The organism is Phenylobacterium sp. (genome assembly GCF_035944335.1).
GTDB lineage: Bacteria > Pseudomonadota > Alphaproteobacteria > Caulobacterales > Caulobacteraceae > Phenylobacterium.
In genome coordinates, this window is the sequence record NZ_DASZBG010000059.1 from 1 (window position 1) to 19,512 (window position 19,512).

Sequence of the window (19,512 nt, forward strand, 5' to 3'; positions counted from 1 at the left end):
GGCAGCTCGGGGGCCTGGCCTAGAATGGACACCGCGGCGATGAGGCCGATCACGGGCAGCTCCTAAGGCGACGCCCCCCAGCGCGCGAATTTTCGATGCCTCTGTTCTGGCGACTCGACCGGTTAAGAGAAAGTGAATTCCCGCTCATCCGACGATCGGTCGCGGCCTGCCGCCGGACGGCGGCGCGCGTTCCCGGGTTTCGCGCGTTGAGGCGCCTGGAGGCCGCATGAACCTGTTACGTCGCCTGGAGTCCCGCGCGCTCATCATGCTGTTCGCCGCCGCCGCGGCGGTGTGGGCGTTCCTGGCGGTGGGCGGGGAAATGCGCGAGGGCGAGACCCTGGCGCTGGACCGCAAGATCCTGCTGGCCTTCCAAACGCCCGGCCACCCGGACCAGCCGCTCGGCCCGCACGGCTTCCAGGAGGCGATGCGCGACGTGACGGCGCTGGGCGGCGTGACCGTGCTGACGCTGGTGACCATCGTGGCGGCGCTGATCTTCATCTTCCACCGCAAGCTGCGGCACGCCGGGGTGTTCGTAGGCGCTGTGCTGGTCGCCCAGGTGGGCAGCGAGCTCCTGAAGAACCTCTACGGACGGCCGCGGCCCGAGCTCGTGCCGCACGGCTCCTACGTCTATTCCGCCAGCTTCCCGAGCGGGCATTCGATGCTGGCGGCCACGGTCTATCTGACGCTGGCGGCCCTGGTCTCGACGCTGGAGCCGCGGCGCGCCACCCGGGTGCTGGTGTTCGCGACGGCCATCGTGGTGATGGTCGCCGTCGGCGTCAGCCGCATCTACCTCGGCGTCCACTGGCCCAGCGACGTGCTGGCCGGCTGGTGCGCGGGGGCCGGCGTCGCCCTGATCGCCTGGGCCGGGGTGCTGCGGCTGACGAAAGGACGCGACGGCGTCGCCAAGTCTTCGTAGCATCGGCAGGCAACCCAAGCGGAGACGGCAGATGGTTCGGTGGACGGCAGGCGCGATCGCGGCCCTGGCGATGGCGGGCGCGGCCCAGGCGGCAGGCCCGGGCTACCATGTGGTCGACAAGATCCCGGGGCCTGACGGCGGCTGGGACTACCTGCGCATCGATGCGGCGCACAACCGGATCCTGATCCCGCGCGGCGTGGCGGTGACGGCCATCGACCTGGCGACCAAGAAGGCCACCGTGGGCCTGGTTCCCGGCGGCCGCCAGCACGTGGCCCTGCCGGTGGACGACAGCCGCCAGATGCTGGTGACCAACGGGGCCACCGACAGCGCGATCTTCGCCGACGCGATCACCGGAGCGACCATCGCCAGCGTGCCCACCGGCAAGGGGCCGGACGACGCCGCGGTCGATCCCAAGTCGGGCCTGGCCTTCGTGATGGGCCACCTGGCCGGCGACGTGACCTTGATCGACGTCAAGACCCACAAGGTGGTCGGGACGATCGCGGTGGGCGGGACCTTGGAAGAAGGCGTCGCCGACGGCGCCGGCCGGGCCTTCGTCAATGTCGAGAACAAGAACGAGATCGCGGTGCTCGACATCGCGGGCCGCAAGGTGACGGCGCACTGGCCGCTCACCGGATGCGACGGCCCGACGGGCCTCGCCTACGATCGCCAGGACAAGCTCCTGATCGCCGCCTGCGACGGGGCAACCGCCCTGGTCAGCGCGACCAGCGGCAAGGTGCTGCAGACCCTGCCGACCGGCAAGGGCGCCGACGGCGTGGCCTATGACGCCAAGCGCCACCTGGCCTTCGTGCCGGCCGGCCGCGACGGGACGCTGAGCGTCATCGCCTTCTCCAAGGGCGAGGGGCGCATCGCCGAGACCGTCACCACCCAGCGCGGCGCGCGCACCATCGCCGTCGACGAGCGCACCGGCCGGATCTACCTGCCCACCGCCGAATATGTGGCGCCGGCGGGCGGCGGGCGACCGACCACGGTTCCCGGCACCTTCCAGATCCTGGTCGTCGGGCCCTGACGGCGGGCCGCTAGAAGCTCAGCCGCAGGCCGAGCTGGAAACTGCGGGGCGACGCCGGCGTCAGGCTGCGTGGGTTGGAGGCGCCGGGCGCCTCGGCGAGGAAGACCTGCGAGGTCTGGGCGAAGGTCCCGGCCGTGGCGTAGCGGCGGTCGGCGAGGTTCTCGACCACCCCGAACAGCTCAAGCCGCCGGTTCAGCCGCCAGGCGCCGGAGAGGTTGGCGACCACATAGGGCGGGAGCGGCGGCTGCAGGTTCGCCTCGTCCCCGGCCAGGAAGCTCCCCGAGGCGTAGGCGGCGTCCAGGCCGAGGCGCCAGCGGCCGGTCTCATAGGTGACGCCGAGCTTGACCCGCTGGCGGACCACGTCGGGGATGCGGTCGCCGGGGATCACCTGGATCAGACCATTGGCGTCGGCGGAGGGATTGTCCTGGCTGGTCAAGGTCAGTGGCGTCTGGAATGTGGCGTCTGTGAAGGCGTAGGTGGCGAAGGCGCGCCACCGGCCGGCGGTGAGTTCGGCCTGAGCCTCGACGCCCTGATGGCGGGTCTGGCCGACATTCTCGAAGAAGCCGCGGCCGCGCACCGCGCTCGCCACCCGCATGATGTCATTGTGGGTTTCGGTGCGATAGACGCCGAGGCTCCAGGTCAGCGCCGCCGCGCCGCGCGCATGATGGCCGCGCAGGCCCGCCTCCCAGGTGTCGGCGGTCACCAGCTTGAGGTCGGGATCGCCGACGAAGAAGTCGGTCAGCGTGCACGGCGCCTGCGCGCTGGCGCAGGAGAGTTCGGCGGGCGTGGGCGTCCGGCTGGCCTGGGCGTAGCCGGCATAGGCGGTCAGGCGGGGCGTCAGTTTGTAGGTCACGCCGAGCGCCGGATTGAAGCGGTCGAAGCGGTGGTCGCCGGTGAGCGCGGTCCCCAACTGGTCGCGCAGGTTCAGCTCGGCGCGGTCGAACCGGCCCGAGGCCGTGAACGCCAGGGCCTCGCTCAGGTGCACCGTGTCGGTGGCGTAGAGGCCCACATAGCGCGTGCGCGCCGTCAGGCTGAGCGGGGCGATGGGGCCGCCGGCCTGGTCGATCAGCACGCCCGGCCCGCCGAAGCCGCGCTCGGCGGTCATGGCGCCCACCAGGGTGTCGGCCCGGAAGCCGGTGCTGCCGGCGTCGAAGCTGGCGCCGGCGGTGAACTGGTTGGCGAGGGGCCCGAGCGGGGCGGTGGAGACCAGCTGGACCGCCGCGCCCCAGCGGTCGGTCCGCGTGGCGGTCTGGTTCAAGGCGGCATAGGGACCGTCGCCGTTGAAGGCGGCGATCGGTGCGCCGCGGGCATCGGTGAGCGGCGGCCCGTCGTCGTTGAGGCAGAGGACGGCCGCGCCGGCGGCGCAGGGCTGGGCGTCGGTGGCGTCGCCATTGGCCGTCCGCTGTTGCAGGCGTCCGGCATAGAGCTGGCCCTGCAGGGACAGATGCGAAGAGGCCTGGTAGCCGGCCGACAGCCGCGCCTGGCCAAAGCGATCGAGGGTGGTGTCCGGCTGGGTGAACACCGCCCGGCGGTCGGCGGCCAGCAGCTCCACGGGCGCCGGGCCGTTGCCGGTGAGATCGTTCTTCGCGCCGGTCAGGCCGAGGTCGACCTTCCAGCGCCCGTCGCGCCAGGCGAGGTCGGCGTAGAGCTGGCGAACGTTACTGGGCGAGAACCGCCGCCAGCCGTCATCGTGGAAGCCGGTGGCGGCGAAGTAGACGCCGAAGTGCTGGGCGGCGGCGCCGTATTGCAGCTCGGCCCGGCGGCGGCCGAAGCTGCCGGCGGAAAGTTCGAGGTCGCCGTCGGGGTCGTCGAAGCCGGTCTTCAGGCGCACGGCGATGGATCCGGCCAGCGTATTGAGGCCGAAGGTCGGGTCGGAACCCTGCAGGGTGATGGTGCGGATCGCGCCCTCCGGCACCAGGTCCCAGTTCACCGTCTCCCCGAACGGCGAGTTCAGCCGCACGCCGTCCACATAGACCGCCAGCCCCTGGGCGGCGCCCTGCAGGGGCGAGGCCTCGAAGCCGCGGTAGACGACGTCGGGCTGGAAGGCGTTGCCCTGCTCGTTGTTGAGGCTGACGCCGGGCGCGTGGCGTTCCAGCGCCTCCAGCAGCTTGGAGCCGCCGGTGGGCCGCAGATCGTCTTCGTTGAGGGTGGTGACGGCGCCCACCGCCTGGTCGGCGGCGACCTCGGAGCCGGCCAGCGGCGCGCGGCCGACCACGACGACGGTCGAGACCTCGGGCGGCGCAGCGAGCGCGCCGGCCGGCGCAAAGGCGGAGGCGGCGAGGAGGGCGAAAAGCCGGTGACGCATGGGCCGCAGACCCTAGCGAGCGTCGCCCGCGCGGGTAAAGCCCGGGCTAGGCGGGGATGCCGTAGTAGCCCTGCTCGCCGTGCACGCGCACCTGGCAGGGACGGCCGGCGTCCTGGGCGGCGCGGGCGCGCTTGTTGGCGTGGGCCTTGGCGACTTCCTTGTCGACCGAATGGCCGAAGTATTCGCCCTGATGTTCCACGGCCCACTGGCCGTCATGGCGAATGACCGTGAAGATTGCCCGTTCGGGAACGTCGCGCATCGGGAACTCCTGGGCCCTGTCGAACCAGAGCCTTCGGCGACTGGAACCGTCGTGGCGCGGACTTTACCATAAAACCCAAGTCAGAGGGTAGAATTATCCAAATAAAACTTGCAACCAGGGACCTCGCCACCCATTATCCGAAGCATCGAATATCGCTAAGGATCGCCTGCTTTCCGGGTTGAATTGCAGAATTCGCACCCGGGATCCGCCCTCGACCCTCTCCGACAATTTGATCTCCGCACCCTTCTTGGGTTCGCGAGTACTATTCCCGGAAAGGGATGCACCTATGACGACCGGTACTGTTAAGTGGTTCAACGGCCAAAAGGGCTTCGGTTTCATCCAGCCCGACGACGGCGGCACGGACGTCTTCGTCCACATCTCGGCCGTGGAACGCGCCGGCATGGCCTCTCTCCACGAGGGCCAGAAGATCAACTTCGAGCTGCAACAAGACGCCCGGAGCGGCAAGACCGCAGCGGGCGATCTGACCGCGGCCTAGACGACCTGAAACGGGGGTTCGGCGCCCGCGCCGGCCCCTTTTCCTAGTGAAGCTTTGAAGAGACACCCCCGCGGCCAAATGGCCCGCGCGGGTTGACTTCCCTGCCCGTTGACACGATGTCAGCCCCGCGCCGGATCATCGGCGCCCTCCGTGCTCCAGCCGCGTGGGATTGCCAGAACGCAGTCCAGCCTGTCGAGCGCAGTAGATATCATCAGATCGCCCATCACGCGGGGCGCTCCCCAAAAGACCCCGCGCTTCCCGCGACCCCGGCTCAGCCGTGAGGCCGCGCTCGGCGCATACGCGAAAGATCAACTTTTGACTCAATTCACCGACCTCGGCCTCGCCAAGCCCTTGCTCAAGAGCCTGGCCGACGAAGGCTACACCACGCCCACGCCGATCCAGGCGCAGGCCATTCCCGGCGTCATGGCCGGCCGCGACCTGCTGGGCATCGCCCAGACCGGCACCGGCAAGACCGCCGCCTTCGCCCTTCCCATCCTCCATCGCCTCGCCGAAAACCGTAAGCCGGCCCCGCGCCGCTCGTGCCGGGTGCTGGTGCTGTCCCCCACCCGCGAGCTCGCCACCCAGATCGGCGAGAGCTTCAAGACCTACGGCAAGCAGATCGGCGTTTCCGTCGCCGTGGTGTTCGGCGGCGTGAAGTACGGCGGCCAGCTGCGCGCCATGGCGCCCGGCGTCGACGTGCTGGTGGCCACACCGGGGCGCCTGCTCGACCACCTTCAGGAGAAGACCATCGTCCTCGAGGGCGTGGAAACCTTCGTCCTGGATGAGGCCGACCAGATGCTGGACATGGGCTTCATCATGCCGATCCGCCGGATCGTGAAATACATCCCGCGCCAGCGGCAGACCCTGTTCTTCTCGGCCACCATGCCGGCCGAGATCGAAAAGCTCGGCTCGGAGATCCTCGGCCCCAACCCGCTGAAGGTCTCGGTGGCCCCGCAGGCGACCACCGTCGAGAAGGTGAACCAGCGCGTGCTGTTCGTGGAGCAGTCGCGCAAGCGCGCCCTGCTCGGCGAGCTGTTCGATGACGCCAGCTTCAAGCGCGTGATCGTGTTCACCCGCACCAAGCGCGGCGCCGACCGCGTGGCTCGCGGCCTGGAGCAGCTGGGCGTCGAGGCGGCCGCCATCCATGGCGACAAGAGCCAGGGCCAGCGCGAGCGCGCCCTGGCGCAGTTCAAGGCCGGCGAGGTCCGCGCCATGGTGGCCACCGACATCGCCGCGCGCGGCATCGACATCGACGCGGTCAGCCACGTCGTGCAGTACGACCTGCCCAATGTCCCGGAGGCCTATGTGCATCGGATCGGGCGCACCGCCCGGGCCGGCGCCGACGGCTCGGCGGTGGCCTTCTGCTCCGACGACGAACGCAACCTGCTGAAGGACATCGAGAAGGTGAGCCGGCAACGGATCCCCTCCTTCGATCGCCGCAACGACCGCCAGCTCGGGGCCGCCACGGCCGCGATGCCGGAGGTGGCCGGCAAGCCGGAGCGTCCGAACAGGTCTTCGGGCCAGTCGCACCGCGGCGACCACCGCCAGGCGCAGAACCGCAACCATTCCCCGGCCAAGGCCGGCCACCGTCATGACGGCGGTCCGGCGCGTGGCGGCGAACCTCGCCAGGGCGGCCAAGGCGGCCAGGGCCAGGCGCGCCCGGCCCGCGGCGGCTTCAAGGGCCCGCGCCGGGAGAACCGCGGCGGGGTCTGGTCGAACCACTAGGCTTGAGCCCTGACGTGACCTTGCTATCCTCCGCGGCAACGCCGTGGAGGGAGCTCGGATGCGAATAGCCGCCGCCCTGATGGTCTTTGCGGTCATGGCCGCCGCGCCCGCGGCCGCCATGACGCTGCATAGCGGCGATATCCAGCCGGGCGGCGTCGTCGCCGCGGCCCAGATCTATCCGCGCTGCGGCGGTTCGAACCTGTCACCGGCGCTCGCCTGGGCCGGCGCACCCAAGGCGACCCGCAGTTTCGTGCTGACCATGATCGACGAGGACGTGGCCCCGCACGCCTGGTCCCACTGGATCGTCGTCGATATCCCGCCCGAGGTGGATCACCTCGCCGGTGGGCTGAAGGCGCCGCCGAGCGGCGCGCGCGGCGTGGTCAGTAACTTCGGGGCGGCGGGCTACGCCGGCCCCTGCCCGCCGTCCGGTTCGGGCGTCCACCACTACCAGATCACCGTCTGGGCGCTCGGCGAGCCGCGCGTTGAGGTGGCCCCCGATGCCGACGCCCATGACCTCGAGGCGCGCCTCCTCAAGCAGTCCATCGCCCACGCCTCCCTGACCGGCAGCGTCCAGCGCTAGGCGCGTCGCCTCAGAAAACCTATCGCCGGAGTGGGAATAACTTGCGTGGCAAGGCCGCGCCGTGATGCCATCTAGGCAGGGCCACTGGAGGGATAGCCGATGTTCCTGCGCGCGCCTGAAGCCCACGGCCGGTCGTTCCTGAAGGCGATCAGCTGGCGGATCCTCGGCAGCATCGACACCTTCGTGATCAGCTATTTCGTCACCGGCCGGCTGGTGTTCGCCGCCTCCATCGCCTCGGTGGAGACCTTCACGAAGATCATCCTGTTCTATTTCCACGAGCGCGCCTGGGCCTTCGTGCCCATGGGCCGCGCCGATCAGGTGGTCGCCGCCACGGATGGCCCGCCCGTCGCCGCGGCCGCGCCGGCCATCGCCCACTAGCGGTCTCGAACATCCCGACGTTAGGGTGTCGCCCAACCAGATGAGGGAGGGTGCCCAATGACCGTCGGCACGGCTGAAGAGATCCTCGAGCCCGAGCTGCCGATCGTCGATCCGCACCACCACCTGTGGGATCGCCGCCATGCCCCGGAGCCACCGCCGGAGATCGCGGCCCATCCGTTCCTGGCTGCGATCCGCGACGCGCGGCGCTATCTGCTCGATGAGCTGCTGGCCGACACCGGCAGCGGCCACAACGTCATCGGCACGGTCTTCGTGGAGTGCGGCGCCTTCTACAAGGCGGACGGGCCGGTGGAATATCGCGGGGTCGGCGAGACCGAGTTCGTGAACGGCGTCGCGGCGATGAGCGCCAGCGGGACCTATGGCCCGATACGCGCCTGCGCGGGGATCGTCAGCCGCGCCGACCTGCTCTTGGGCGATGGCGTCGCCCCGGTGCTGGAGGCCCATGTCCGGGCCGGCGGCGGGCGCTTCCGCGGCATCCGCAACTCCGCCTCCTTCGAGGCGGACAAGGAGGTGCTGGGGCCCCTCAACCGGGTCGAGGCGGGACTCTACCGGTCGGATCCGTTCCGGGCCGGCTTCAAGCACCTCGCCAGGATGGAGCTCAGCTTCGACGCCTGGCTGCTGGAGCCGCAGCTGCCCGACCTCGTCGACCTGGCGCGCGCCTTCCCGGACACCACTATCGTGCTCGACCACGTAGGAACCCCGCTTGGGCGGGGGAGCTACGCCGGCAAGCTGGAGGAGCGCTTCGGTGTCTGGCGCGACAACATCCGCGAGCTGGCGAAGTCGCCCAGGGTGGTCGTCAAGCTCGGTGGCCTGGCCATGGCCTTCTGCAACTTCCCCTCGTTCCTGGCCGAACCGCGGGCGCCCTCCACCCAGCTCGCGCAGGAATGGCGGCCCTATGTCGAGACCTGCATCGAGGCGTTCGGCGCCGAGCGCTGCATGTTCGAGAGCAACTTCCCGGTGGACATGGGCGCCTGCAGCTACGCAACCCTGTGGAACGCCTTCAAGCACATCGCCAAAGGCGCGTCGGGGCCCGAGAAGACGGCGCTGTTCTCAGGGACCGCTACGAAGGTCTACAAGCTGGACCTTAGCTCAGGCTAGGCGCGGGGCGCGCATGTCGGGACACGAGGCTGAGCCACACGTGGGCCCTGGTCGTGCACATCCTGCACCACTGGATCTGGCTGGCGGCGACCGAGCGCCAGGTCCAGGCCGCGTCCATGCCCGCCGACGTCTCGGACGCGCCGCACGAGGCGGCGGAGCCAAGGCCCGTTAGCCGACTGCGGTCGGCCCTTCGCTAGCGGCCGGAGGCGGTGGTGCGGCGTCCGGTGGGGTCAGCATGGTTCCGACCAGGTTCGCGCCATCGAACCGGGTGGGCAGCCTCAGCCCCGGCCGCAGTTCCAGCTCGCCGGTTTCGATGCCGCCGAGGCTGGCGTGGGCGAGGTTCGCGCCCACGAAGGAGGCGCCGCGCAGGTCGGCGCCGGTGAAGTGGGCGCCGCGCAGGTCGGCGCCGTCGAAGTTCGCGCCCTGCAGCTTGGCGTTCGAGAAATCGACGCCGACGGCGATGGCCTCGCTCGCCTGCAGACCGGCCAGCAAACGTTCGCGGAACAGCTCCGCGGCGGGACGCAGGTCGAAGCCCTCGAGATGGGCCGGGCTGCCGCCGGTGGTGATCCAGTCGTGCGACCGATCGAGCTCGCTGCGGATGTGGGCGACGCGGGCCACGGCCTCTTTCGTGGGATCCAACACGCAGTCCTTGAGCGCGGCGGGCGACAGGTTCAGCCGGCTCACGTCCATGCCGGTGAGGATCGCGCCGCGCAGCCGCACGCCCTCCAGCTTGGCGCCTTGCAGGTCCGCGTTGGCGAGATTGGCTCCGCTGAAATCGGCGTTCTTGAGGTTGGCTTCGCGCATCCGCGCGCCCTGCAGCGAACAGTTGGAGAAGTCGACGCCGTGGGCCACGCCGCCGCCCGCCTGAGGCTCGCCGTCGAGCGCCTCGCCCCGCGCACCCACCCGGCGCATGCCGCGCAGCGAATCGCTGGCCCAGAGCACTGCGGCGCGCATATCGGCCTGGTCGAGGTTGGCGCCGACCAGGGTCGCGCCGGCGAAGGTCGCCCCGCGCAGGTCGCACCGCTGCAGCCGCGCGCCGCGGAAGTCGCAGCGCGTGAGATTGGCGCAATAGAGCGAGGCGCGGCTGAGGTCGGCGCCCGCGAAGCTGGTGCCGGTGAAGTCGGAGCCATCGAAGCGGGCGTCGGCGAGCGTGCGGCCGTCGCAGACATAGCCGGTGGCGACGATGAAGCTGAGCGTCGCCCGGCGGCCCCCCGGCCGGCCGAGGAGGAAGGATTCGTGGGCGCTCACCAGCGCCTCGAAGCGCTCGCGCTTGAGTCTGATCGGCTCAGATAGAGCCTGATTTGTCAGCCTCGTGAGCGTCATGGGAGGCGACAATGCCTCAAATGAGTATCGCAACTCTTAAGCGGCAACCGGGGCTCACATCCCGCGCCAGTAGAGCGGTCTCAGCCGAGGATGAAGGTCTTGAACCGCAGGACCGCGCTGCTCCAGTCGCGCAGGCTGGTGTCGAGCTGCTCCCAGCTTCCGCCCGGGCTCAGCACCACGTCATATTCGCCCCACACCGAGCTCTTGGGGCCGAGGTAGGCGCGGATCAACCGCTTGTCGTGGTTCCACTGGTTGACCTTGTCGAGGGTCATGCCCGTGATCTCTGTCCAGCCCGCGGCGTACTGGATGTCGGCGCAGCGCCCGGCCGCGCACTTGTAGAAGTAGATGTCCCAGTTCACGCCGCCGTTCGACGAGGAGACGATGATCTCGCCGGCGCTGTCGGCGTGGATGGTCGCCGGATGGCCTCCGGCCTCGAGCCAGGCCGCCACCTCCTGCCGGGTCACCCCGCCCGCGGGCAGGTTCCGGGAAACGGCCGGGCCGGCCGCCAAGACGCTGCAGGCCATCACCGCGGCGGCAACGAGCGTCCTGAGTTCCATGTCATCCCCCCAAGATGAAATGAAACGGCAGCCTTTACCTCGATGGACCCATGGTCAAGCTTGCAGGCGTCTATCGCCGACCTGTGGCGGTGGCGTAGGCTGCCCGCGGCGAGGGAGGACGATCGGATGAAACTGGCGCTGGCGGCGGCGGCCCTGACGCTCGCGGTTCCCGGCCTTTCCGGGCGCGATCCCACCTCGCTGGGCGTGGGCTACATCTGCGCCGCGGAGGCCCATGAGCCGCCCGGCCGCGCCCTGACCATCGTCAAGGGCATGGGCTCCGGCGGCTTCCACGCCGACACCACCAAGGCCGAGGCGCAGGCCTGGTTCGACTATGGGCTTCAGCTCTATCACGCCTTCTACCATGACGAGGCCAAGGTCGCCTTCGAGCGGGCCATGAAGGCCGATCCGGACTGCGCGCTCTGCGCCTGGGGCGAGGCCCTGTCGCTTGGCCCGACGCTGAACTTCGACGTGCCGCCCGAGCAGTTGAAGACCGCCCTGGGCTTCGCCGACCAGGCCGCCAAGCTCGCCAAGGACGACCGCACGCGCGCGCTCGCCGGCACGCTGCAGTCGCGCTATCGCGCCGGCCAGAAGCCGATCGACCGCGAGCTCGCCTATGGCCACGCGCTCGCCGCGCTGGCTCCGCAGTTCCCGGGCGTTGACGACATCCCGGCGCTGGCGGCGCACGCTCTGCTGACGCCCTACCGCAGCAACAATTTCGCGGGCGTCCAGCCGGCCCTGGCGCTGCTGGAGCCGATCCTTAAGCGCGACCCCAGGAACACCGCGGCGATCCACTACTACATCCACGCCACCGAGGCGGCCGGGAAGCCGGCGCTCGCCCTGCCCTACGCCGAGCAGCTGGCGGGCCTGGCGCCGGAGGCCAGCCACCTGGTGCACATGGGCGGCCACACCCTGTTCCGCGTCGGCCGCTACGAGGAGGTGGCGGTGCTGAACGCCGACGCCATGAAGACCGACACCGACTTCGGCGCCAGGGAAGGGCTGAAGGGGCCGATCAGCGGCCCACGCTACTATCTGCACAACGACACCTTCGGCCTGGCCGGCGCGCTGATGGCCGGCGACCGCGGCCTGGCGCTGAAATACGCCGACCACGCCTCCGTGGCCTTCCCGGCGGGCTCGCCGGCCGACCGCCGCGCCACCGCCGTCGGCCGCAGCTACATCGCCTATGGCCGGTTCGCGCCGGACAAGGCGCTGGCGCTCCCCGAGGGCGACGACGACGCGCCCTACATGAAGATCATGCGCCACTACGCCCGCGGCGAGGCTTTCGCGGCCAAGGGCGATGCGCACGGCGTGCTGGCGGAGGCCGCCGCCATCCGCGGATCGGCCGGCGACAACAACGTCATCAGCATCGCCGCCGCGGTGCTGGAGGGCCGGGCCGCCATGCTGAAGGGCGATGCCGATCGGGCCGCCGCCGCGTTCGGCGCCGCGGCGACGACGCAGGAACGCATCTACGCCACCAACTTCGACCCGCCGCCCTGGTGGTATCCCGTGCGCCGCAGCCTGGCCGCCGCCGAGCTGAAGGCCGGCAAGGCCGACGAGGCCGCCAAGGACGCCGAGAAGAGCCTGAAGATCTGGCCGGGCGATCCGCTGACGCTCGAGATCCTGGCGGAGGCGGAGACGAAGCTCCACAGGCCCGAGGCCGCCGCGCACCACGCCGAAGCCGGGCGCGCCTGGCGCGGCAATGCGAGGATGCCGGGGGTCGATCTGATCTGAAGCGCTGCAATTAGCTGGAAATGATCCGGATGGGTGGCCAAAGTTCATTCATGAGCGGGACGTTCTCGCCTGCCAATCGTCTCCGCAGTCGCTCGGCGGTCTCCTCGACCCGCTGAACTGTCACTTCACTGAGCAAGATCATCTCGCCCACGATCTTCCCGTCGGAGAGCTTGATGGTGCAGTCGATCCGTTGATCCCACTCCTGCGCAGTGCAGAAGGCGCCGGGCGCGACGGATGAGGCGATCCGCTCGGCCTCTGCGGCCAACTGCCTCCACAGCATGTCAATCCGCGTCCAATCGACGACCGCGGCTTTGCCGCATTCGCGCAGCTCGCTTGTCCATTTTTCCAGCGTCATGCAGCGCATGATATCGAGCCCTACAAAAGCGTCGACCCTCGCCGGCCATTGGATGCGCCCATCGCCCCTAATACCGCTGCTCCACCGGCGCCACGCCCCACTTGGGCGGCGGGGGGACGTAACTCCGGAAGCGTTCCAGCACCGCCTGGGTGGTCGGCTCATAGATCAGCATGTCGCCGTACTGCTGGGCGACGAAGCCGGCGTCGATCATCTGCTGCACGGTCTTGCGCCACAGTTCGTAGTAGCCGTTCACATTGGCGAAGCCGCAGGGCTTGGCGTGGAAGCCCAGCAACGCCCAGGTCCACTGCTCGATGAACTCCTCGAAGGTGCCGGGGCCGCCGGGCAGTGAGAGGAAGGCGTCGCCGAGCTCGGCCATCTTCCACTTCCGCTCGTGCATGGACTTGACCACCACCAACTCGGAGAGGCCGGTATGGGCGATCTCCTGGTTGACCAGGTCTTCCGGCATGACGCCGATCACCTGGCCGCCAGCCGCCAGCGCCGCGTCGGCCACCTGGCCCATCAGGCCGACCCGTCCGCCGCCATAGACGAGGGTCAATCCCGCCTGCGCGATCAGGGTCCCGGCGCGCTCGGCTTCAGCGAGGTAGGCGGGGTCGTTTCCGGCCGAGGAGCCGCAGTAGACACAGATACTTTTCAAGGCGGCGCTGTCCCGGGCGGTGGGGGGCTCTTGGGGAAAAAGAGCGCACGCTGATAGGCCGATTGCGGCCTTCTGTCACGGTCCGGCTGGCCTGACGCCTTTTCCGCGGTTACAAGGCCTGCACGGCTCGACACGTTGTTGGCCGGGCGCCGCATGCGACGCTACGCGGCGCAAGACTTCTATCTCGGTTAGGCACACGAATGGCGAGCGGCACGGTCAAGTGGTTCAATACCGCTAAGGGCTTTGGTTTTATTCAACCGGACGATGGCGGCGCAGACGTCTTCGTCCATGTCTCAGCCGTCGAGCAGGCAGGCCTTCGCGGCCTGAACGAAGGCGACACGGTCGAGTTCGATCTCGAACAGGACCGGCGCAGCGGCAAGCTGGCGGCGGGCAATCTCGTGGTCACCGGCCACGGCCCGGCGCCGTCGGGCGGCGGTGGCGGCGGCGGCGGCTCCAGGCCCCCGCGGTCGGGCGGCTTCGGCGGCGGCGGTGGTGGCGGCTTCGGCGGCGGTGGCGGCGGTGGCGGCGGTTATGACCGCGGCCCGCGCGCCGGCGGCGGCGGCGGGGGTTTCGACCGTCCGCGCGGCGAAGTGGCGGGCTCCGGCAGCGGCACGGTGAAGTGGTTCAATCCCACCAAGGGGTTCGGCTTCATCCAGCCGGAAGGCGGCGGCCAGGATGTGTTCGTGCACATCTCCGCCGTGGAACAGGCGGGCCTGCGCGGCCTGAACGAGGGCCAGGCGGTCGCCTACGACCTCGAACAGGATCGCCGCAGCGGCAAGACCTCGGCCACGAACCTGAAGGTTCAGGACTAGGTCTTCGGGGCCTACCTCCGGGGCGGCCTTCTGCACGGATCAAGACAAGGCGCGCGCCCGCCGCGCGTCCGGAACGAGGTCGCGGCTACGCGGCCTCGTTTTCGTTTCGGCCTCAGAACAGCCCGGCCAGCAGGTTGATCGTCAGGGCCACGATCATGGTGTTGAAGGCGAAGGCCACCAGGCTGTGGATCGTGCCGATGCGGCGCAGCGCCTTTGACCTGAACTCGATGTCGGCCGTCGCGCAGGCCACCCCGATGACCACCGAGAAGTGCACGAAGTCCCAGTAGTCGGGGAGCTCTTCGCCGGGGAAGTGCAGGCCCTTCATGTCGTGGCCGTCGCACTCGGGATTCTCATCGTAGTATTCGTGGGCGTAGTGCAGGGCGAAGACGATCTGCATCATCAGCCAGGACGCCGCGACGGTGCCGAAGGCCAGCGCCACATGGCCCGCCTTGATCACCCCGTGGGCGGTCTTGGCCAGGGAGAGCTCGCCGGCGATGGCGGCCACGCTGGCGGCGGCGGCGATCAGAACCAGGGCCAGGATCAACCCGCGGCCCTCGTCCTCCCGTTCTGAGCGGGCGCGGATGTCGTCGGGACTGTGACCGATCAGGGCCCCGGTGACCGCCAGCATGAACAGCACGCACATCACATCCCAGCCGATCACCACGTCGGTGACCTCGGGCAGGGCGGGCTCGAACTTGGCCAGCGCCAGACCGGCCACGCCGCCGACCAGGGCCGCGGCCAGCAGCCGGGGACGGGCGGCGAATATCGTCAACCAGCTGCGTCGCCGGGGCGCCTGCGCCTTGGCCATGTTTGCGGTCTCCCGGCCCCCTGGCCGCGGCGATCTTCGCGCGAGTCCCGGCTCGGCGCCACGGCCCAGCGACTGAACTCGCCTCGCGCCAAGGCGTTGAAATGCCTCGCGGAGCGATATGCGAGGAGCGTGCGATGCGTAGGATCCTAGGGCTGATGGCCGCGGGCGCTGTCGTGGCCGGGCCCGCCGCCCGGGCCCAGGACGTGAAGCCGCTGTCGCCTGGCCAGCCCAGCGCACCGGCGGCGAACGCGCCGGTCCCCGCAGAGCGGCGTGCGGGCGACGCCGCCAAGCCCCCCGTGGCTGAAGCGCCCTCGGTCCCCGCCCAGGACGCGGCCGCCCGCGCGCCGGCTGCGGTCTCGCCGCAGCCGGGGGACGCGGCCCCGAACCCGTCCAATCCCGACCCCGATCGGCGCGGCGTGGCGCCGCCGCCCGGCCCCGAAACGACACCGCCCAAGAAGGCGCCGCCGCCCAAGGTCGACCTGGCCGTCGCGGGCGGCTCGACGGTGGGCGGACTCCTGGCCACCGCGGCAGGCACGGCGGCGGGCGGACCGCTGGGCGGGGCGGCGGCCGGCTTCGTCGGCAACAAGGTCGGCGGCGGCCTGGTCAAGGGCGCGCGCAGGGTGTTGGGCGGCGGCAAGAAGAAGGAAGAGCCGGCGCCTGCGCCGCAGGCCGCTAGTTCGCCGCCCGCACCGGGTTGAGCCGCGCCAGCCCGCCGCCCGGCAGGTGGGCCTCGTAGGGGCCGAGCCGCGGATCGGGCTGCATGTAGTCGGTGGAGACGTACTGCGCGCCGGACGCGAAGGCCTGTTTCTGGCGTTCGTAGTCGCCCTTGCGCGCTTCGTAGGTATCGGCGTCGGCGCGGGTGCGCACGATGAAGCCGGCGCGGACGTCCTTGCGGATGCGCTCGGCCAGCTCGATCGGCTCATTGAGGGTGAAGTAGCCGGCGGCCGGCGAGGCCTCGTCCGGGCTGTTGATGAAGCACACCCGGCCCTCCAGGGACGTGCGCCCGCCCTGATAGACGGCCACCACCTTCGGCGGCTCGTCGATGGCGAACATGAACTTGCCGCGCGCGGCCTTCAGCCTCGGCCAGGCGCCGGCGAGGACCGCCTCGCGCAGGGTCTTGTGCCGGCCCTGCACCTTGTCGGGGGTGATCAGCTCGCTTTCAGGGAAGACCGAGCGGATCTCGGCGTCGATCGCGTCCATGGCCTTGGCGTCGAAGGGTAGGAGCGGCTCCGCGCCGGGGATCTTCAGATTGTCCTGCTTGAGGTTCATGATGATCAGGATCGGCACGTGGTCGGGATGGGCCTTCGACCAGGCGCGGATCTCCCTCAGGCAGTCGACGAACAGCGGGCAGACCGAGCGGTAGTCGATGTCGGGCACATGCAGCACCTTCAACCCCGGCCGGGCCATGGGCGTCAGGTCGTAGGGGGTAGTGTCGGGAACCACCTTGCGGAACAGCGGCGTCGAATAGCGGCCGCCCTGCGGGTCATAGACGTAGTCGAGTTCGAGCTGCCGGGCGCCGGTGTTGAGCTGGTCGGTCAGCTTGATGTGGCTGTAGTCGAGCTCGGTGGCGGCCTTGGCGTTGGCCTTGCGCAGTTGCTCCATCTCCTTGGGCGCGATGGCCATCTTGTAGCTGTTGTGGGTGCCGATCACCTGCAGGCTGTTCATCGGCAGGGCGTCCACGGCGGCCCGCGTGCAGCCGGGCCGGCCCGACGGATGCTCCAGGTCGCAGGACCCGGAAATCGCCAGCGCGGCGGCGAACAGTGCGGCAAGCATCGGCCCCTCCCCTTTTGATTGCCGCGATGGTGACGGCGAATTGTGACGCTGGCTACCAGGCGATGGCCAGGGGCGTCTCAGGCAGGCGGCCCGCGACGATATCGTGGAGAAGATCGGCCAACCCCGGCGGGAAGACCCGCTCGTCCGTCGCCTGCAGCTCGGCGTGGGTCCACCAGCGGATGTCGTCGATCAAGGCGTGCTCGTCGGCCTGCCAGCCGTGGCGGACGGGATCGCCGCCGGCGCAGCGGGCCACGATGTAGTGCTCGTCCATCCAGACGGTCTCGGTCGCGAGCGGCAGCGGGCCTTCGCGCCGCCAGATCACCGGGCCGAGTTCGAAGGTCCGGAAACCCGTCTCTTCGACGATCTCGCGGGCCGCGGCGTCCAGCACGCTCTCGCCGGGCATGGCGCCGCCGCCGACGGTGAACCAGGCGCCCGGGCCGTCCGGGTCGCTCGGCAGCCGGCCTTTCATGAGCAGCAGGCGGTCCTGCGGGTCGAACAGCAGGACGCGGGCCGTCAGGCGGCGGCGCATGCGGCACGCATGGGGCGATCTTCGAGCCGCAGGATGGGCCTCCGATATGGAAACCTTAACGAGTGCCCGGCCAGTATCCCCGCTCCGTTTGTACCGCGTAGACGCCTGAGGGTCGGCATGCCCGACGATATCCGCACCAGCAAGCACGATCTGATCGCCCGGGTGGCGACGCTGGAGCTGCTGGTCTCAGACCTCATCGACCTGTTGTGGCGGGTCGATCCCAAGGCCATGGAGCGGCTGGCGGCCGACGCCGACCACGACCTGCAGATCCAGCACAATCGCATTCCTCTGCCGGCCGGTGAGCATCAGCGCACGCGCCTGTTCAACGTGCTGCAGGACCGGAACCGCCGTCTGCAGCACCGTCGCGGCCGCCAGGGCGAGGCGGCCTGAGCCGGCTCAACGTGGGGTTAAGCTCTAGCGGCTAGGCTGCATCCCCACCAATGGACGGGGGAGACCTGGTGAAGGTCGGTTCCCATCGGCTGCTCGGGTTCGCGTTCGCCAGCGCGGACCTGCTCCTCGAAATCGCCCCTTCGGGCGCGATCGCTTTCGCCGTGGGCGCTGGCGAAGCGCTGTCCGGCTCGGCGGAGCTGTCCCTGGTCGGCCGGCCCTGGCGCGACTTTGTCGCCACCGCCGACTGCGCCATGATCGAGGCGCTGTTCGACGGGCTGGAGCCGGGCCGGCGCTCGGGCCCGGTGCTGGTGCGCCTGGCCGCCCACAAGGACGGCGTGCCGCGAGCCGCCACCTTTTCCGCCTTCCGGCTGGCCGAGAACGGCGGCGCCATCTCCTGCGCCCTGTCGCGCGCCTTCATCGAGAACGCCCCCGACGCCAGCCGCCTGCATGACCGCCAGGCTTTCGAGAGCATGGCCGCGACCTTGCTCGAGACCGCCCGCTCCACGGGTGCGGAGCTCGAACTGGCGCTGGTCGAACTCGCCGGCCTGTCGGCGGCCCGCGAGAAGGCCTCGCCCGAGGATCGCGGACGGCTGGAGGCCAGGCTCTCCGGGGTGCTGCGCGCCCAGGCGCACGGCGGCCAGGCGGCCACCGAGCTCGGCGAAGACCGTTTCGCGCTGGTGCGCCAGCGCGGCGAGGCCGCCGAGGTGCTGGTCCGCCGCATCGCCCGCCTGCTGGAGGACGGCGTGAACGGGTCGATCGCGCCCGTCGCCGACCTGATTCCGTTGCAGGGCGAGAACGATCCCAAGCGCGCCATCCGCGCGCTGCGCTATTCGCTGGACAGCTTCCTGCGTGAGGGCGTCGGCGGCGCCGCGGCGGCCAACCTCTCGGAAGCGCTGAGCAAGGCCATGCAGCGCACGCTCACCGAGGTGGGCGTGCTGGGCGAGGCGATCCGCGACCGCAAGTTCCGGCTGGTCTACCAGCCGGTGGTGCGCCTGAAGAACGGGTCGCTGCATCACTACGAGACCCTGGTCCGCTTCGGCGAAGACGAGAGTCCGTTTCCGCAGATCCGCATGGCCGAGGAGATGGACCTCATCGAGTCGCTCGACCTGGCGGTGCTCGAACAGGTGGTCCGCATCCTCGCGGGCGACGCGGGCCTGAAGCTGGCGGTCAATGTCTCGGGCCGCACGATCATGAGCCCGGCCTATGTGAACGCCGCCTGCCGCCTGGTGCAGGCCCATCCGGCCGTGCGTGGGCGCCTGCTCTTCGAGCTGACCGAGAGCGCTGCGATCGAGGACCTGGCCGCGGCGGACCGTCACCTGCAGGCGATCCGCGGCGAAGGCTGCCTGATTTGCCTGGACGATTTCGGGGCCGGCGCGGCCTCGCTCGCCTATCTGCAACAGCTCGGTCTCGACATTGTGAAGATCGACGGCCGCTACATCCGCGACCTGCAGGCGGGCGGCCGCGAAGCCGCCTTCGTCAAGCAGGTGGTCAGGATGTGCGCCGAGCTCGGCGTGCGCACCCTGGCCGAGATGGTCGAGACGGAAGAGGCGGAGACCGCGGTGCGCAAGGCCGGCGTCGACCTGGCGCAGGGCTGGCGCTATGGCGCGGCCGCCGACATGCCGCTGCCGCCGATCGGCAAGATCAAGCCCGCGCGTTCGGCCATGCGGCCGGGCCTGAGCCGCGCCGCCGGCTGATTCGGGCCTCTGGCGTCCTCAAAAATCCGGGCGTAGGCTTGCTCCGTCAGGGCGGTTGCGCGCGCCTGGTTGGTCCCGCGACCGCC

General features: G+C 70.2%; 21 protein-coding genes and 1 pseudogene. 13 read left to right on the forward strand and 9 right to left on the reverse strand.

The features are described from left to right. Window positions 1-226: 226 nt before the first annotated feature. Both VGT80_RS10420 and VGT80_RS10425 read left to right on the forward strand, forming a co-directional pair. Window positions 227-916, forward strand: a complete 690-nt coding sequence (locus tag VGT80_RS10420; RefSeq protein WP_327455499.1) for a phosphatase PAP2 family protein — start codon at window positions 227-229, stop codon at window positions 914-916. Window positions 917-947: 31 nt separating this feature from the next. Further along, window positions 948-1,943: a YncE family protein gene (locus VGT80_RS10425; RefSeq protein WP_327455501.1), complete on the forward strand. Its 996-nt coding sequence runs from the start codon at window positions 948-950 to the stop codon at window positions 1,941-1,943. 10 nt (window positions 1,944-1,953) lie between these two features. On the opposite strand, the gene VGT80_RS10430 is transcribed toward VGT80_RS10425, so the two are convergent. Next, window positions 1,954-4,248 carry a TonB-dependent receptor gene (locus tag VGT80_RS10430; protein ID WP_327455503.1) on the reverse strand — a complete coding sequence of 765 codons (2,295 nt, stop codon included), beginning with the start codon at window positions 4,246-4,248 and terminating at the stop codon, window positions 1,954-1,956. Between the two features lie 46 nt (window positions 4,249-4,294). After that, on the reverse strand, window positions 4,295-4,507 hold the full coding sequence (locus tag VGT80_RS10435) for a hypothetical protein (protein WP_327455505.1): 213 nt from the start codon (window positions 4,505-4,507) through the stop codon (window positions 4,295-4,297). Between the two features lie 286 nt (window positions 4,508-4,793). On the opposite strand from VGT80_RS10435, the gene VGT80_RS10440 reads away from it, so the two are divergent. The 5 genes from VGT80_RS10440 (at window position 4,794) to VGT80_RS10460 (ending at window position 8,802) form a co-directional block, all read left to right on the forward strand. Then, the gene (locus VGT80_RS10440; protein WP_327455507.1) at window positions 4,794-5,003 is read left to right on the forward strand and encodes a cold-shock protein; all 210 of its coding nucleotides are present in this window, start codon (window positions 4,794-4,796) and stop codon (window positions 5,001-5,003) included. A gap of 315 nt (window positions 5,004-5,318) precedes the next feature. Next, the gene (locus VGT80_RS10445; RefSeq protein WP_327455508.1) at window positions 5,319-6,728 is read left to right on the forward strand and encodes a DEAD/DEAH box helicase; all 1,410 of its coding nucleotides are present in this window, start codon (window positions 5,319-5,321) and stop codon (window positions 6,726-6,728) included. Between the two features lie 58 nt (window positions 6,729-6,786). After that, window positions 6,787-7,308, forward strand: a complete 522-nt coding sequence (locus VGT80_RS10450; protein WP_327455510.1) for a YbhB/YbcL family Raf kinase inhibitor-like protein — start codon at window positions 6,787-6,789, stop codon at window positions 7,306-7,308. Between the two features lie 99 nt (window positions 7,309-7,407). Continuing rightward, window positions 7,408-7,686, forward strand: coding sequence for a DUF2061 domain-containing protein (locus VGT80_RS10455; RefSeq protein ID WP_327455512.1), 279 nt, complete (start codon window positions 7,408-7,410; stop codon window positions 7,684-7,686). Window positions 7,687-7,743: 57 nt separating this feature from the next. After that, entirely contained in the window at window positions 7,744-8,802 is a 1,059-nt protein-coding gene (locus tag VGT80_RS10460; protein ID WP_327455513.1) for an amidohydrolase family protein, read from the forward strand. A gap of 168 nt (window positions 8,803-8,970) precedes the next feature. On the opposite strand, the gene VGT80_RS10465 is transcribed toward VGT80_RS10460, so the two are convergent. Together VGT80_RS10465 and VGT80_RS10470 are read right to left on the reverse strand one after the other, a co-directional pair. After that, window positions 8,971-10,050: a pentapeptide repeat-containing protein gene (locus VGT80_RS10465; RefSeq protein ID WP_327455515.1), complete on the reverse strand. Its 1,080-nt coding sequence runs from the start codon at window positions 10,048-10,050 to the stop codon at window positions 8,971-8,973. Window positions 10,051-10,205: 155 nt separating this feature from the next. Beyond that, a complete protein-coding gene (locus VGT80_RS10470; RefSeq protein ID WP_327455517.1) occupies window positions 10,206-10,682 on the reverse strand; it encodes a YbjN domain-containing protein in 477 nt (158 codons plus the stop codon). 126 nt (window positions 10,683-10,808) lie between these two features. On the opposite strand from VGT80_RS10470, the gene VGT80_RS10475 reads away from it, so the two are divergent. Then, the gene (locus VGT80_RS10475) at window positions 10,809-12,410 is read left to right on the forward strand and encodes a hypothetical protein (RefSeq protein WP_327455519.1); all 1,602 of its coding nucleotides are present in this window, start codon (window positions 10,809-10,811) and stop codon (window positions 12,408-12,410) included. Window positions 12,411-12,420: 10 nt separating this feature from the next. Here VGT80_RS10475 and VGT80_RS10480 read toward each other — a convergent pair whose 3' ends face one another. Both VGT80_RS10480 and VGT80_RS10485 read right to left on the reverse strand, forming a co-directional pair. Next, entirely contained in the window at window positions 12,421-12,774 is a 354-nt protein-coding gene (locus VGT80_RS10480) for a hypothetical protein (RefSeq protein ID WP_327455521.1), read from the reverse strand. A 58-nt stretch (window positions 12,775-12,832) separates the two neighbouring features. Next, a complete protein-coding gene (locus VGT80_RS10485; RefSeq protein ID WP_327455523.1) occupies window positions 12,833-13,420 on the reverse strand; it encodes a TIGR00730 family Rossman fold protein in 588 nt (195 codons plus the stop codon). Between the two features lie 200 nt (window positions 13,421-13,620). Here VGT80_RS10485 and VGT80_RS10490 point away from each other — a divergent pair. Next, window positions 13,621-13,827, forward strand: a pseudogene (locus VGT80_RS10490) (cold-shock protein); the annotation flags it as partial. Between the two features lie 183 nt (window positions 13,828-14,010). Next, window positions 14,011-14,232: a cold-shock protein gene (locus VGT80_RS10495; protein ID WP_327455633.1), complete on the forward strand. Its 222-nt coding sequence runs from the start codon at window positions 14,011-14,013 to the stop codon at window positions 14,230-14,232. 112 nt (window positions 14,233-14,344) lie between these two features. Here VGT80_RS10495 and VGT80_RS10500 read toward each other — a convergent pair whose 3' ends face one another. Continuing rightward, the gene (locus tag VGT80_RS10500) at window positions 14,345-15,040 is read right to left on the reverse strand and encodes a DUF1345 domain-containing protein (RefSeq protein WP_327455525.1); all 696 of its coding nucleotides are present in this window, start codon (window positions 15,038-15,040) and stop codon (window positions 14,345-14,347) included. A gap of 134 nt (window positions 15,041-15,174) precedes the next feature. On the opposite strand from VGT80_RS10500, the gene VGT80_RS10505 reads away from it, so the two are divergent. Next, window positions 15,175-15,738 carry a hypothetical protein gene (locus VGT80_RS10505; RefSeq protein WP_327455526.1) on the forward strand — a complete coding sequence of 188 codons (564 nt, stop codon included), beginning with the start codon at window positions 15,175-15,177 and terminating at the stop codon, window positions 15,736-15,738. Here the strand turns inward: VGT80_RS10505 and VGT80_RS10510 are convergent. Both VGT80_RS10510 and VGT80_RS10515 read right to left on the reverse strand, forming a co-directional pair. Then, on the reverse strand, window positions 15,713-16,813 hold the full coding sequence (locus tag VGT80_RS10510; protein ID WP_327455528.1) for a phosphatidylinositol-specific phospholipase C1-like protein: 1,101 nt from the start codon (window positions 16,811-16,813) through the stop codon (window positions 15,713-15,715). The genes VGT80_RS10505 and VGT80_RS10510 overlap by 26 nt on opposite strands. Before the next feature lie 52 nt (window positions 16,814-16,865). Then, window positions 16,866-17,342: an NUDIX hydrolase gene (locus VGT80_RS10515; RefSeq protein ID WP_327455530.1), complete on the reverse strand. Its 477-nt coding sequence runs from the start codon at window positions 17,340-17,342 to the stop codon at window positions 16,866-16,868. 117 nt (window positions 17,343-17,459) lie between these two features. Between VGT80_RS10515 and VGT80_RS10520 the strand changes: the two genes are divergently transcribed. Further along, the gene (locus tag VGT80_RS10520; RefSeq protein ID WP_327455532.1) at window positions 17,460-17,732 is read left to right on the forward strand and encodes a hypothetical protein; all 273 of its coding nucleotides are present in this window, start codon (window positions 17,460-17,462) and stop codon (window positions 17,730-17,732) included. A 68-nt stretch (window positions 17,733-17,800) separates the two neighbouring features. Further along, window positions 17,801-19,426 carry an EAL domain-containing protein gene (locus VGT80_RS10525; RefSeq protein ID WP_327455534.1) on the forward strand — a complete coding sequence of 542 codons (1,626 nt, stop codon included), beginning with the start codon at window positions 17,801-17,803 and terminating at the stop codon, window positions 19,424-19,426. The last annotated feature ends 86 nt before the right edge of the window (window positions 19,427-19,512 follow it).